At 68.1% G+C, this 15,779-nt stretch carries 3 protein-coding genes (1 of these 3 cut by a window edge); all 3 read right to left on the reverse strand.

Annotated elements, in window-relative coordinates:
- Tightly spaced (each overlapping or abutting the next), the 3 genes in view from EET10_RS09060 to EET10_RS09070 form a layout consistent with a single transcriptional unit that may run on beyond the window.
- A complete protein-coding gene (locus EET10_RS09060) occupies positions 1-4,434 on the reverse strand; it encodes a type I polyketide synthase (RefSeq protein ID WP_122502074.1) in 4,434 nt (1,477 codons plus the stop codon).
- Positions 4,431-9,914, reverse strand: a complete 5,484-nt coding sequence (locus EET10_RS09065; protein WP_099188193.1) for a type I polyketide synthase — start codon at positions 9,912-9,914, stop codon at positions 4,431-4,433. Before EET10_RS09065 ends, EET10_RS09060 begins: the two co-directional genes overlap by 4 nt.
- On the reverse strand, positions 9,911-15,779 hold the 3' portion of the coding sequence (locus tag EET10_RS09070; protein ID WP_122502075.1) for a type I polyketide synthase. The gene runs 701 nt beyond the window's last position; only the last 5,869 of its 6,570 coding nucleotides appear in the window; the start codon falls outside the window, past its right edge; the stop codon is at positions 9,911-9,913. Before EET10_RS09070 ends, EET10_RS09065 begins: the two co-directional genes overlap by 4 nt.

Here is a 15,779-nt window from a genome sequence, read left to right on the forward strand (position 1 = left end):
TCAGCCCGCATCCAGGCTGGACAAGTCCACCAGGGCGCCCGCCTCGGGTGCCTCAATCGTTTCGCTCTCGTCATGCTCGGCCGCGATGGCCTCCTGGATCAGCTCGCTTAGTGTGGCCGGGAAGATCCGCGCCAGCGTTTCCACCGTTGCTGCGGGGATGCGGCGGGTGTCATACCACCAATCGAGATGCAATGAGCCACCAGAGCGATACGCCCGGAGCTCGATCGCGTGGCCCAACCCAGGGATTGTCTCGCGCACGGGCATCGTTATGTCGGAGTCGAACTGTACCGGTGCATCGGTGCTCGGCAGCTCGGGAATGACGCCCGCATACCGGAAGTGGAGGTCGGGGGTGCGCTGCGCACCGAGCATGCGTCCGGTCGGCGCATACAGATACCGCAGCAGCCCGTAGCCAATCCCATAGTGCGGAACGGATTTAACGGTGTCGTGAACGGCGTCCAACTGTTGAATCGCAGATCCGTTCCCGCATGCCAGCGCAACCGGGTAGTACGTCGTAAACCAGCCGACGGTTCTACGCAGGTCGACGTCCGGCCGTAGCACCGAGCGCCCCTCGCCCTCGAGTTCGACGGCGACCACACCGCCACCGACCGCCTTGCCTATGGTTCGGCCGAGCGCGGCCAGCACGATCTCCTGGATCGACCGCCGGAACCTGCGCCGAGCATCGTCGAGTTCGAATGTCTGCTCGACGCTCAGCGTCGTTGAGAACTTGGTCAGATCCTCGGTGCTGGGCGGTTGCGTGATGTCTTGGTCAGCCAGCCACAAGGTCGCCTTCGTCGAATTCTCGATCCAGTAGGAGCGAGTGTCGAGGGCTGCGGGATGCGTCGCGAGGGCCGCGCAGCGAACCGACCAATCCCGCCACCCGGTGGTGACCGGCTCCAGCGTGATCTCCTCGCCCGCCAGCCGGTGCCCGAACGCGGTGACGATGTCGCTTCCCAGGATTTGACGCGACGCGTCGTCGCTGACCATCTCGTGCACGGCCAGCCCCAGGTGGTGCGGACCGCCGTGCCCACCGGTGATATGCACTGCTGCCAGCGGCGCATCCGAATCACCTTGATCTGAGAGCAATTCGGCCAGAATCTTCGACACCGCAGCCCGTTCCTCCGGGCTGCCGGCGGACACGTCATCAGGAAGTGACACCGTCGAAAGCCGAGTGAATTCCCCGGATGGTGCGATGTGTTGCTCCCACATTCCGGCATTGTCGACGAGCTGCAGCCGCAATGCGTCGTGGTGGTTGGCCACCGCGGTCAGCACTGCCCGGACGTCCTCCGAGCCGATCTTGGGGTCGAGGCGCAGGATCAACGGGACGCGCCAGCGACCGGTGTCGCGCAGTCCCCGGTCGAGGAAGTACGCGATATTCGGCGGAACCGCCGGATGTGCATCTGCTACCGGGGCTTTGGCCAAACCACTCGCCGCGAACGAGGCATCGACGGCAGCCGTCAGCGCGGCCAAGGTCGGGTATTCGTACAGGTCCTGCGGGGTAATGGTCAGGCCCTCGTTGGCGGCGGACATCGCGATGCTGATGGCCATCAGGGAATCGCCGCCCATGCCAAAGAAATTGGCGTTTCGATCGATGGAACTGACACCCATGCACTGCTCCCAGATTCGCCGCAACGTGGTCTCGGTCTGCGACTCTCCGTTCTGTGCCACCTCGACGGTGCCGGCACCAGTCCCCGCGCCCATCGGTGAGCCGTTGCTCCCAGCGGGAACCTGCGACCAGACCATGTGCTTGGGTTCCACCCAATGCCGTTGGCGGGCAAACGGATAACCGGGCAGGGAAACCAGCTGCGGCCGGGCCGCACGCCGCGGCGTCCAGTCGACCGAGATTCCGGCGGACCAGAGCTCACCCAGCGCGCGCAGGAAGGTGTCGCGGTCATCGGCGTTCTGAATCGGGTGCCGCATGAGCCGGACGGCGCGGTGCCCTGCCGACCACTTCGGGTGCCGTATCGCCGAACCGGTGAGGCTGCCGCCGGGACCGACCTCGACGAGGACTCGATCCGGATCTGCCAGCACCACGTCGAGTTCGTCGGCGAACCTGATCGGGGAGCTGATCTGACGTGTCCAGGTGGCCGGATCGGTGACCTGTTGCTCGGTCAACCAGGTTCCGGTGAGATTGCTCAGCAACGGCATGCGCGGAGCGCGCAGTTGCTGCCGGGACAAGAATGCCTGGAATTCATCCAACATCGGATCCATCGCGCTGGTGTGAAACGCGTGGGTGGCGCGGACCCGGCGAACGGGTATCCCGGCCTCGTTGAGACGTTGGGTGAACTGGCGAATCGCGTCCTTGGGGCCGGCGACCACGCAGTTGCCGGGATCGTTGACTGCCGAGAGCTCCGCCCCCGGTAAGAGGTACTGTGCGACCTCGTCGGGGCCCACCGCCACCGCGACCATGGCGCCGGGCGGCGATTCATGCATCAGGCGGGCCCGCAGCGCGACGGTCTTGATCGCGGTCTCGAGGTCGAATACCCCGGCCAGGGTGGCCGCGATGTATTCGCCGGTGCTGTAGCCGATGTAGGCGCCGGCACGCACGCCGTAGCTGTCGATCAGCTTGGCGAGCGCGTACTCCACGGTGAACAGCGCCGGTTGCGATCGGTCGATGCGCTCCAGATCCGTTGCGGTCCCGCTGAACACCTCGGCGGGTAGATCAATGCCCATCTCGTCGCGGAATCCGGCGGCGCAGGTGTCGAAGTGTTCGGCGAAAACGGGCTCGGTGTCGTAGAGCCCCTTCGCCATGCCGATGTGCTGCGCGCCCTGCCCGGGAAACAGGAACACGACGCGGTCCGGCGTTGGTGTCGCCCTTGTGGTCGTCGTGGTTGCTTCGGAGGCACCGTCGGTGCCGGACTCGCCGACGAAGACGTTGTCGTGCTCGGCCGCCCGCAAGACCTTGACGGCGTGTTCGCGGTCGTGGACGACGGCGGCCATCGCGATGTTGTGCTTGCGGCGCCGGGTGAGGGTGTAGGCCACGTCGGACACGTCCGCGCAGTCCGGCCGTTCCAGCGCGCTGGCCAAGGCATCCCGCGACTCCCGCAGCGCGGCAGTCGTTTTCGCGGACAGCAGCAGCACCTGAGGTCCGGTGGTCGCGGTGTGGGCAGGAGCCGGCGGGGCTTGTTCCAGAACGACGTGTGCGTTGGTACCGCCGACCCCGAACGAGCTCACCCCGGCCCGAAGCACGCCGTCCCACTCCCACGGGCCGTACTTGCTTTGCACGACGAATGGACTCTGGTCGAGCCGCAGCTCGGGGTTCGGGCTGGTGTAGTGCAGTGTCGCGGGGATCGCCTGGTGCTTCAGGCACAGGATCGTCTTGATCAGACCCGCGATTCCGGCGGCGACTTCCAGGTGGCCGATGTTGGACTTGACCGAGCCGAGCACGCACGGGCCCGGGCGGGGCGTTTCGGAGAACTCGAATGCCGTTCGCAGCCCTTGGATTTCGATGGGGTCACCCAGCGGGGTGCCGGTGCCGTGGCACTCGACATAGCTGACGGTCGAGGAATCGATGCCGGCCACCGCGTGGGCTTCGGCGATGACGTCGGCCTGGGCGGCCGGGTTGGGGGCCGCGTAGCCCATTTTCGCCGATCCGTCGTTGTTGATCGCCGATCCGCGGATGACGGCGTGAATGCGGTCGCCGGCGTCGATGGCCGCCTGCAACGGCTTGAGCGCCACCATCGCCACACCGCTGCCGAAGACGGTGCCGTCGGCGCGCACGTCGAAGGGCCGGCAATGGCCGACCGCCGACACCATCGATCCCGGCGAGTTCCAGTAACCGACACGGTGCGGGATGCACAACGACGACCCGCCGGCCAGGGCCATGTCGCACTCGCCGGACAGCAGGCTCAGGCAGGCCAGGTGCACGGCGACCAGCGAGGACGAGCATGCGGTTTGGACCGCGATGCTCGGGCCACGCAAGTTGAACGCATGGGATATCCGCGTCGCCAGGAAATCCTTGTCGTTCTGCAGGAACAGGCTGAACTGGTCGAAGTTGAGTCCCTCGGCCAGCACGGCGTTCGGGTCTCGATGCGACAGCAGGTTGTGTAGCAGATAGCCGCTGGGAGAGCTGGTTCCGTACACGCCGATCGAGCCGTCGAACTGGGCGGGGTCACAGCCGGCGTCCTCGAGCGCATGCCACGCGCATTGCAGGAACAGCCGGTGCTGCGGGTCGAGCACCTGCGCGGCCAGTGGGGGGAATCCGAAGAAGTCCGCGTCGAATTCGTCTATCCCGTCCAGTAGCGGTGCGCGGCGCACGTATGCCGGGTCGGCCAGCGTCTTGTCGCTGACCCCCGCGTTGCGCAGTTCCTGTTCCGACAGCGTGACGATCGACTCCTTGCCGCGCCGAAGATTGCTCCAAAAGGTCGACAGATCGTTCGCGCCCGGGAATCTGCCGGCCATGCCGACTACCGCGATGGCGTTGTCGGGTGTGCTCACAGGTCTTGTCCTCCCTGTATTTGAGGTTTAGGGGGTGTAGGTCGCCGCCGTATCGCGGCTCCATGTCGTGCTGCCGCGCGCTGCTGCGCCCGGTCGCGGACGGTGGCCATGCTTTTTTGGTTTTCCAGCGTCTGGTCGGGGCCCGAGAGCCCGAGTTGACGCATCAGGTCGACGGTCAGGTCGTGCAGGGACGCCCCCTGCAAGATCAGAGCCACCGGCGGTTCCACGCCGAAGTCGGCCCGCGCGCCGTTGCGGATCCGCACCGCCATCAAGGAGTCCAGGCCCAGCTCCGTCAGCGGTACGGCGGGATCGACAGCTGACCGGTCAGCGTAGCCCATTACCGCCGCGATCCGCGCGCGCATCCGCTCGGTCACCACCCGCTGAGCCTCGCCCGCGTCGAGGTCGGCAAGCGCGTCGGGGCCGGGCCAGTCGCCGAGATCGCCCGCCGAGTCCAACTCCTCGACCACCCGGGTGAAGTAGCTGATGCCGCGGATCTCCGGGAACGCGATCAGAGCCCGGTCGGCACGCAGCCTTGCGACGCCGGTGCGGGCCCGGCCGGCGGCCAGCAGCGAGTCCAGAGCCTCGATGCCCTCCGCCGGGGTGATGGTGTCGAGGACGCTGCCGACCAGGGCTTGCGCGACGCCCACCTCCGACCACGGCCCCCAGTTGATCACCGCCGCCGGCAGGCCGGACGCCCGGCGCCAGGTGACCAGCGCGTCGAGCCAGGCACTGGCGCAGGCGTAGGCAGCCTGGCCGGGAGAACCCAATAGTGAAGCAACGGAGGAGAATCCGAGCCACCAGTCGAGCTGGCAGCCCTCGGCGGCGTGGTGCATCCGCAGCGCTCCGGCCGCTTTGGGTGCCCATACCCGTTCCAGGGTGTCCCTGCTCATGGAGAACACCAGGCTGTCTTCGATGACCGCGGCGGCATGCACGACACCGCGTAATTCAGCACCCGCTTGTCCCGCTGCCTCGATGAGGCTTTCGGCCACGCCCGGCGCCGCGACGTCGCCGCGGACGACCACGATGTCGGCGCGGGCTTCCAACGCGGCCAAGGCCTTGCGCTGGTCATCGGTGGGTTCGCTGCGGCCATTGAGCACCACCCGGCCGGCGCCGCGGTCCACCAGCCATTTCGCGACGACCAACCCAAGTCCGCCGAGACCACCGGTGACGACGTAGGAGGCTCCGGGGCGGACCACCGGATGACCCGCTTGTGCATCGAAAGTGGCGCGCGACAGGCGTTCGACGAACCTGCGGTCACCCCGCCACGCGATCACGTCGTCATTGCCCGAGTCCCCCAGTTCCGCGGTCAGCGCGGCGAGCGGGTCTGGCATGCCGTCCAGGTCGACCAGGGTGGCGCGCATATCGGGATGCTCGAAGGCCAGTGCCCGCACCAAACCCTTCAAGGATGCCGTTGCGGGGGCTCCCGGGTCGTCGTCGTGAACGGCCAGCCCGCCGCCGGTGACCAACCACAGCCGCGGCGAGCGGCCGTGCCAGGTGCCCACGACCGCGCGAACCACGGTCGTGATCGACCACACCCGGTCTCGCGCCGCGACCAGTCCGTCGTCCAATCCGGTCGAGACGCCGCCGACGAAGACGACCAGGCCGACGGGCGGGTGGTCCGGATCGCCCGCCGTTTCCGCAAATGCGGCCAGCACCGCCGGTTCGTCGCCGAGATCGGCGGTGAGCACCCGCCGCACCGGCGAACGCCACCGCTCGATGAACTGGTCGGCCATGAGCCGGGTTCGGCCGTCCGCGGTCGCGTCGGTGAGCACCAGCCAACTGCCGGGTGCGGTCTCGCATCCCGCCTGTGGGCCGGTCTCGACCGTGATCGGGCTTTCGACCCACTCGGCATCGAAGATCTTCTGCGCCAACGGCAGCGGCACCGCCCTGCGCTCGACCCGGCGCAGGTAGATGCCGCCGATTTCGGCCGCTACCTGCCCGGCGTCGTCGATCAAGACGACGTTGCCCAGCTTGCCGGCGCCGCCGTCGAGGTTGGTCAGCTGGGCGCGACATGTGACGTGGCGGCCGATGTCGCGGTAGACCCGAACCTTGTCGAAGGACACCGGCAGATAGCTGGCTTCGGCTGACCCCGCGACCTCGCCGTCGGGTATTGCGGCACCCAGGCTTTGCAGGGCCGCATCCAGCATGGCCGGATGAAGCCGGTATCCGGGGTGCCGTGGAGCCTCGTCGGGAAGGGCGATCTCGGTTTCGGCGGAACCGTCGGACATACGCGATATTCGGCTCAGCGCCGCGAAGGCGGGACCGTGGTGTTGACCGGTCTGGCGAAGCAGGGCATAGAAATCGGCGGGCGACACGGTTGCCGTGGTGGAAGAACGATGCGCCTCCGGGCGGGTGCGCGCGGTGTCTCGCGGCACCTGTTCGACCCTGGCAGTGGCGTGCCGGCGGAAGTCGCCGTTGGGCGAGCGGGAATAGATTTCGACCCGAATCCCGCTGTCTCCGTTGCGAATCAACTGGGTGGTCAGCTGGGTGTGGTTGTCGAGGGGCAGCATCTGCTCGACCTCGAACTGGTTGATGCCGATCGAGTCGGCGGATACGCCCAGCGCATCGGCACCCGCAGCCAACGCGATCTCGGCGAACGCCGCGGCCGGCATGATCGGTTGGCCGAAAACCTTGTGATCGGCCAACCAGGGGGATACGTCGGTTCCGACATCGGCCCGCCACACGTGGTTTCCGCCGCTGGGCATCTCGATGTGGGCGCCGAGTAGTGGATGGGTGGCGGCCAGTTCCGACATCGCGGATCGATCCGTGACCCAGAATCTGCTGTGCTGCCACGGTGTGGGCGGCACGTCCACGAGGCGCCCGTTGGTGTCGTCCGGGGTGGTTGCCCCGACTGTGGCGAGTTGGGTGTGGAAGAACAGGGTTTGGTCTTGGTCGCGGTTCATTGTCCCCGTGACGATCTGGTCACCGGCGCCCTCCAGGGTTTCGGTGATGGCGTGGGTGAGCACCGGGTGCGGGCTCATCTCGATGAAGGCACGGCAGCCATGGTGCTCGGCGGCAGCTGCGGCTCTAATGGCCTGGCGGAATCGCACCGGGTTGCGCAGGTTGGCCGACCAATAGTCGGCATCCATCACCGGGCGCGAATGCGCTTCACAGGGGTGAGTGGTCGTGATAATCGGGATGCGCGGTGGCTGCGGGGTCAAATCCGCGAGCGCGGTTCGCAATTCGGGCAGGATCGGGTCGATGATCGGGTGATGGGAGGCCACGTCGACCTCGACGCGTCGGGCCAGCCGATTCTTTGCGGCAACCGCAGCGATTATCGCGTCCACCGCCTCGGGCGGCCCGGCGATCACCGACTGCCGCGGCGATGCATACACTGCCAGCGTCACCTGCGGATAGTCGGCGATCAGCGAGTCGGTGGCATCGGCATCGAGTTCGAGCAGCGCCATCGCGCCCTGACCCGACAGCCGGGCCATCAACCGCGACCGGGTGGCGATCACCTTCAAGCCCTGCTCGGCTGTCAACGCGCCGGCCACGACCGCCGCGGCCACCTCACCCATCGAATGCCCGATCACCGCATCAGGTGTCACGCCGTAGGACCGCCACAACTCGGTCAGGGCTAGCTGCATCCCGACCAGCACCGGTTGGATGCGGTCGATGCCCACTACCTCGTCGCCCGCGGAAAGTGTCTGCTGTAACGAAAAGCCAACCTGGGCAACGAATACCGGCTCAAGCTCGGCTACCGCCTTAGCGAACGCCGGTTCGTCGGCCAGCAACTGCCGGCCCATCCCGGCCCACTGCGAGCCCTGACCCGAATACACGAATACCCGGCCCGGCCCACCAGCACGCTGATCACAGCCCACCACACCCACCCGCGGCTGTCCGGTCGCCAGCGCCCGCAAGCCTGCTACCGCCTCCGCGCGGTCACGCGCGATCACGGTGGCGACCTTGGCGTGCCGGGCCCGGTGATGGTTCATGGTGTGCGCCACATCGGCAAGCGATGCCGCCGCGCCCGGCCCGGACATCCAGTCGGCCAGCGCCGCGGCCATGGCGGCCACGCGTTGCGCCGTTTTGCCCGACACCGTCACGGTCGTGACGGGGGGTGCTTCGACGGCCGGCGGTGGCGCCTGGTCCGGGCCTTGTTCGAGCACCACGTGCGCGTTGGTCCCGCTGAGCCCGAACGACGACACCGCTGCTCGGCGCGGTCCGGCTGCCGCGGGCCACGCCGCTGTCTCGGTCGGCACGAACAGCCGGGTTGCCGACGCGTCGATGGCGGGGTTCCACCGGGTGAAGTGCAGATTGCGCGGAATCTGTCCGCGCTCGACCGCCAGCACCGCCTTGATGAATCCGGCCACCCCGGCGGCGGCCTCCAGGTGGCCGATGTTGGTCTTGACCGAGCCCAACGCGCACGCGCTCACGCTCTGGCCCTTACCCAGGCCATACGTGGTCGCCAGCGACTCGAACTCGATGGGATCGCCCAATATTGTTCCGGTGCCGTGTGTTTCGACATACTGCACGCTGTCGGCGGTGACGTCGGCGAGCCGCAGCGCCGAGGCGATCACGTCGCGCTGGGCCAGCGCGTTGGGTGCGGTCATGCCGTTGGAGCGGCCGTCCTGGTTGGTTGCCGAACCTCGGACCACCGCCAGTACCCGGTCCCGGTCGCGCAGCGCGTCGGCCAACCGTTTGAGCACCACCACACCGCAGCCCTCGCCGCGCACGAATCCGTCGGCGTTGGCGTCGAAGCTGTTGCAGCGACCAGTCGGCGACAGTGCCGACCACTTGGACAGCGCGATCGCGGTGAACGGCGACAACGTGAGCTGCACCCCGCCGGCCAGTGCGACGTCGGTTTCGCGCAGCCGCAGGCTTTGACAGGCCAGGTGAATCGCCACCAAAGACGACGAGCACGCGGTGTCCACGGCGACGGCCGGACCGCGCAATCCCAGCAGATAGGAGATCCGGCCAACCGCCGCGCAATGCGGGGTTCCGGTACTCAGGTAGGCGTCGATGTCGGCTCTGCGTTCGATGTTGACGATCGTGTAGTCCCACGACGACAGCCCCATCATCACGCCGGTTCGGCTGCCGCTCAGCGAATCCGGCTGGATACCGGCCTGCTCGAGCGCTTCCCAGGCAACCTCGAGCAGCATCCGATGCTGCGGGTCCATCGCCACGGCTTCGCGGGGCGTGATGCCGAAAAAGTCGGCGTCGAAAGCGTCGACGTCGGAAACGAAACCGCCCCATTTCGTCGTCATTCGCCCGGGCGCCGACGGGTCGGGGTCGTAGAACGCGTCCGCATCCCAGCGATCCGGCGGCACCTCGCCGATGGTGTCCACACCGTCGAGAAGCAGTTGCCAAAAGCTTTCCGGTCCAGTCACATTCCCGGGGAAACGGCAACCGACGCCCACCACCGCGATCGGCTCGGCGACGTCGGTGGGGAAGGCCGTCCCGGCGCGCACGAGCTCGCGTGCCAAGGCGGCCCGGGCGTTGGGCGACAGTTGCGCCGCGCGCTCTGCCAGGCTCGTCATGACTCACCTCGTGCGGCGGCTTCCAGCTCGCTGGCTTCGACCAGATCGGCGAGCAAGTCCATCTCCTCGTCAGACAGTTCGGGTTCCGCGTCAGCGGTCTGCTGCGCAGCGGCCGGCGGCGCATAGTCCATGCGTTCGCACAAGGCGGCCGCCAGGTCGGTGATCGTCGGGTAGGCCCATACCAGGGCGACCGGCAAGGTGATGCCCAGACTTGCTTCCAGCCGGTTTCGCAATTCCAGGGCCATCAGCGAATCGAGCCCCAGAGTCTCCAACGGCCGGTCGTGGTCGATGGGATCGCTCGAACGCAGCACCCCACGGATCTCGCCGGCGATCGCCGACGCCAGGTACCCCGGGCGTTCGGCGGCGTCCAGAGCGTCCAGCTGCGCCCGAACCTTGCCGCCGCCGCTTCGCTCGGGCGCCGTCGACTCCTGCAACTTCGCGAACAACGAAGACCCGGCCACCGCGGGGAAGGATTGGAACCACTGCCGGGCGTCCAGGCTGAACACACCGGTGCGCGCCCGATCGGCGCCGAGCACCGCCTGCATCGCGGACAGTCCCTGCTCGGCGGTGATCATCGACACGCCCAGATCGGCGAAGAACTGCGCGCGACCGACCTCGGCCCATGGGCCCCAGTTGATTCCGACCGCGGGCAGTCCGCGGGAGCGCCGATACGCGACCAGGCCGTCGACCCAGGAGTTCGCGGCGGCGTAAGCACCTTGCCCAGGTGTGCCGAGCAGCGCGGCAGCCGAGGAGAAGGTGAGCCACCAGTCCACATCCCGCGACGCCGTGGCCTGATGCAGCCGCCAGCTGCCGGCGACCTTCGGAGCGAAAACCCGCGCGGCGGCCGAATCGGTCATGTTCAACACGATTTCGTCGGCCAGCACCATCGCGCTGTGCAAGACACCGGCCAGCCGGAAACCGGCCGCTTCGACCGCTTGCACCAGCCGGTCGGCGGTGCCGGGGTCGGCGATGTCACCGGTTACCACCTCGATCCGGTGACCCGCGGCGCGCAGCTCCGCGATGGCCGCCCCGACGTCGGTGGACAAGTCGAGGCCGGGAGCCGAACGTCCGTTCAGCACAACCAATCCCGCGCCCTGCTCGGCCAGCCAGCGGGCGACGACGAAGCCGAGACCGCCCATGCCGCCGACGATCAGGTAGCCGCCGTCGGGGCTGACCAGCGGAACTGGCGGCGGCGACGCGACCGCTTCGATGCTGCCGCTATCCGGTATCGAGATGACGATCTTGCCGGTGTGCTTGCCGGAGGCCATCAGCCGGAATGCGTCGGCGGCGTCGCGCAGGCTGAATTCGGTGACGGGCAGCACCGGCAGGCGTCCGTCCGCCACGTGCTGCAGGATGTGTTGCAGGAGTTGGCGGTACTTCGCCGGCTGCAGCTTGAGATTGAGGTCCAGGTCTACCACGGAGAAGGACGCGCTTTTGGCCAGCGCCGCCAGCCCCAGGTTGGCGTCGGCGTAGACGTCCTTCTTGCCCAGCTCGATGAACCGTCCACCGGGCGCCAGGATCTGCACACCACGCTGAATTGCTTCTCCTGCAAGCGAATTGAGAACAACATCGACGCCGTAGCCGTTGGTGCGCTCGAGAATCTCGTCGGCGAAGTCCGCACTGCGCGAGTCGCCGACGTACTCGACGCCGAGCTTGGACAGCATGTCGCGTTTGGCGTCCGAGCCCGCTGTGGTGTAGATGCGGGCGCCGATCATCGTCGCAATCGAGACCGCCGCCATGCCGACACCGCCGGTGGCGGAGTGGATGAGCACACGTTCGCCCGGGGCCAGTCGCCCGACCTCGCACAGTGAATGCCAGGCGGTCAGATATGCGACGCCGAACGTGGCCGCCTCGTTGTCGGGCAGCGTGTCGGGGATGGGGACGACGAGATCGGCAAGCGTGCCCACGTGGGTGCCGAATGTGCCGGGACCGAAGGCGATGACGCGCTGCCCGATCTCAACCGAGTCGACGTCGTCGCCGACGGCGGTAACGTAGCCGACGCATTCGCCACCGATCACCGGCGCGGCGCCGTCGAGCCCCGGATACACGCCCATTGCCTTGAGCACGTCGCTGAAGTTGAGTCCCGCGGCGACCACCCGGACCTCGACCTGATCGCCCTGCGGCCTGGCCCGTTTCACCTCGTGGACTGTGAGCGCGTCCAGCCGGCCGGGCTGGTCGATCTGCAGCCGGACAGCTCCGCCCACGGGCCCTGTGCCGTCGAGGTTCACGACGGTGCGGCGGGATTCGGCGGCGAGAACGCCGTTCGTCGTGGTGGGCGCGGGCACCAGCCGGTTGACGTAGCGTTGTCCGTCACGGTAGGCGACCTCGTCGGTGTCCGGCCCGGCAAGCAGCTCCGCGGTCAGGCCGACCAGTGAGTCGGTGCCTTCGGGTTCGATGTCGACGAGCGTGGTCTTGAGTTCGGAATGCTCGAACGTCAACACCCGCGCGATTCCACGTAACTCGCTCTGCGCCAACGTGACCGAGTCGGTGGGATCGAACTGTTGGGCGCCGCGGGTGACGATCCACAGCCGCGGACTCTTACGGGTGCCCATCCGCGTCACGGTCTCCACCACACGGGCGATCAGCAGGGTGCGCGTCTGCGCCAGCTCCAGCTGAGCGTCTTCGGGCAACGATTCGTCGACGCTGCGGGCAGGACAGATCATGACGATGCCATCCCACCCGGAGCCGGATCGGGTGATCGCCGCGTGCAGCGCCGCTTCGTCGTGCGGCGAGACCAGTTCCACCTCGGTACGGTCGGACAGCGAGGACCGCAACGCGGGCAGCAGCGGGTCACCCGCGGCAGGGTCACCGATCAACAACAGCCGGTCCGGGCCCGGGGACGTCGGGTCCGCCTTGGTCAGCGGCGCTGGCTCCCACTCCAACGTGAACAGGCGTTGGGTGAGTTCGGTTGCGCCGCTCCCGGATCCAAGCACGGCCATTTCGACCTCGTCGATGACCAGCAGCGGCAGGCCATCCGGATCGGTCAGGACGACCTCGCCGACCAGTCGGTCCGAACCCTCCCGTGCGGCGAGGGCGCCGACGGCGCGCACGCCGCGGGTGACGTCGCCGTATACGTGCACGCCCGCGTAACGTACCGGCACCACCAGGGATTTCCGGGCGGTCTGCCCGCCGGCTAGGTCGGTGGCCATCCGGGTGGCGCCCAGCGTCTGCAACGCGATATCCATCATGACCGGATGCAGCAAGAAGTCGCGGGAACCCGGTCTGGCCGACGAGGGTAACCGCACGTCGGCGCGGGCGGCGCCGGATTGCTCGACGGCGAGTCCGACGATGCCTTGAAACGCCGGTCCGTGTTGTTGGCCGGCGCCGCGCAGCCGCTGGTACAGCTCGTCGGGGTCGAGTTCGTCCGCCGTGTCGCCGTTCGCCGCACACGGGGCCTCGCGATCCGACGGCGCCGCTGACTGGGCGCGGGCAACGGTGGCGGTGGCATGGGTGGGCCATTCCGAAGACCCACTGCGAGAGCGTATTTCGATCCGGCATCGTTGTTCGTCGCCAGTGAGCGTGGTGACCAGTACGGTGCCGTCGGTCACGTGCAGCATCTGGTGGAGGTCGAGCTCGCAGATCATCCAGGGCTGCTCGGGCCCGTCCTGCTCGACCGGGAAGGCCTCTGTCGCGGCGGCCAGCGCGACCTCGGCGTACGCCGCCCCCGGCAGCACGCAGAGGTCGTCGATGACGTGATCGCCGAGCCACAACAGATCCGGGGCGAGCTCGCTTTCCCAAATCCGGATGCCGTTGGTGGGGTCGGTGACACCGACGCCGAGCAGCGGGTGGATGCCTGCCCGGTGTAAGGCGGACCCAGAGCGCGAAGTGGCGCTGATCCAGTGGTGGGTGTGTTGCCACGGGGTGGTGGGCAGCACGGGGTGCGGTTCGGGCGGGTGCGGGGTTTGCGGCGGGCGCGCGGTGTGCGTCGTGTTGAGGTTGGTGTGGAACGTCAGGGTGTCGTGGGTGTCGCGTTGCAGCGTGCCGATGCTCAGATACTCGGCGTTGCGATGCGTGCTCGCGAGGGTGTCGCTGATCGAGTGGGTCAGCAGCGGGTGTGCGCTGATCTCGATGAAGGTGTGGTGGGGGCCGCCCGGGCCGTCGAAGGCATGTGTGATGGCCTGGTGGAAGCGCACCGGGTTGCGCATGTTGGTGGCCCAGTGCTCGGCGTCGAAGACCGGTTGGTTGTCGAGGTCGGCGTAGGTGGTGGAGATGATCGGAATGGTCGGTGTCCGCGGGGTGAGATCGGCCAGTTCCGAACGCATTTGGGGTTGCAGCGCATCCATGGCCGGGTTGTGCGGGGCCACCTCGATGTTGACCCGGGTGGCGAAGCCGCCCCGTTGGCGCACCGTCTCGATGAGAGCGTCGATCTGTTGCGGCGGTCCGGCAATCACCGTTTGGCGTGGTGACGCGTAGATCCCGAGGCTCACCTGCGGGTAGTCGGCGATGAGGGCTTCGGTTTCGGCGGCGTCGAGTTCCAGCAGCGCCATCGTGCCCTGCCCGGACAGCGGCGCCATCAGCCGCGACCGCGTGGCGGTGACCTGCAGGCCCTGCGCCGGCGTGAGCGCGCCGGCGACCACCGCGGCGGCCACTTCGCCCATGGAGTGGCCGATCACCAGGTCGGGTTGCACCCCGTAGGAGCGCCATAGCTCGGTGAGCGCCAGCTGCATGCCGATCACCCCGAGCTGGATCTGCTCGATGCCGACCAGCTCCTTGCCGCCGGCGATTACCTCCTGAAGCGAAAACCCGCCCTGCGCAACGAAATCCGGCTCCAGTTCGGCGACGGCGGCAGCGAACGCCGGTTCGTCGGCCAGCAGCTGGCGGCCCATTCCGGCCCACTGGGACCCACGTCCGGAGTAGACGAACACCGTGCCCGGCCCGACCGAGCCCTCCCGGGGAGCCACCACGCCCGGGGCGGATTGACCCGCGGCCAGCGCCCGCAACCCGGCCACCGCCTGGCCCGGATCCATGGCGGCCACCGTGGCGAACTTGGCGTGCCGGGGCCGATGATGGTTAAGGGTGTGCGCGGCATCGGCCAGCGACACCCCGGCGCCGGGGCCTTCCAGCCAATCCGCCAGCACCGATGCCGTCGCGGCCACCCGCTGCGTCGTCTTGCCCGACACCACCAGGGTCGACACCGCCGGAGCCGGGCCGCGCGGCGCCACGGCCGCCGGTGCGGGTGCCTGCTCGATCACCACATGCGCGTTCGTCCCGCTGACGCCGAACGAAGAGATGCCCGCCCGCCGCGGCCGGCCCGTTTGCGGCCATGCCATGCCGTCGGCCGCGATGGTCAGCCGGGCCGCGGCCTCGCTGGCATGCGGTGTCAACTGCCGGAAGTTGAGGTGGCGCGGAATGTAGCCGTTGCCCACGGCGAGTACGGCTTTCATGAATCCGGCGACACCCGCCGCGGCTTCCAGGTGACCCAGGTTGGTCTTCACCGAGCCGATCACCAACGGAGGTGAGCTCTCCCGCTCGCTGAAAACCTTGCTCAGCGAGTCGAGTTCGATCGGGTCGCCCAAGGGAGTACCCGTCCCGTGGGCTTCGACGTAGTCGATGTCGGCAGCCTCTAATCTGGACGACGTCAACGCGCTGCGCAGCAGCGCTTGTTGGGCGGGCCCGTTGGGGACCGTCACCCCGCTGCTGGCGCCGTCCTGGTTGACGGCCGAACCGCGCACCACCGCAAGGATGCGGTCGCCGTCGCGCACCGCGTCGTCCAACCGCTTGAGCACCACCACCGCGGCGCCCTCGCCGCGGACGTATCCGTCCGCGGACACATCGAAGGTCTTGCACTGGCCTTCCGGCGACAGCATTCCCCAGCGCGAGCACGCGATGCTCGGTCCGGGGCTGAGCAACAGGTTGGTCCCACCG

The sequence above is a fragment of the Mycobacterium pseudokansasii genome, from assembly GCF_900566075.1.
GTDB lineage: Bacteria > Actinomycetota > Actinomycetes > Mycobacteriales > Mycobacteriaceae > Mycobacterium > Mycobacterium pseudokansasii.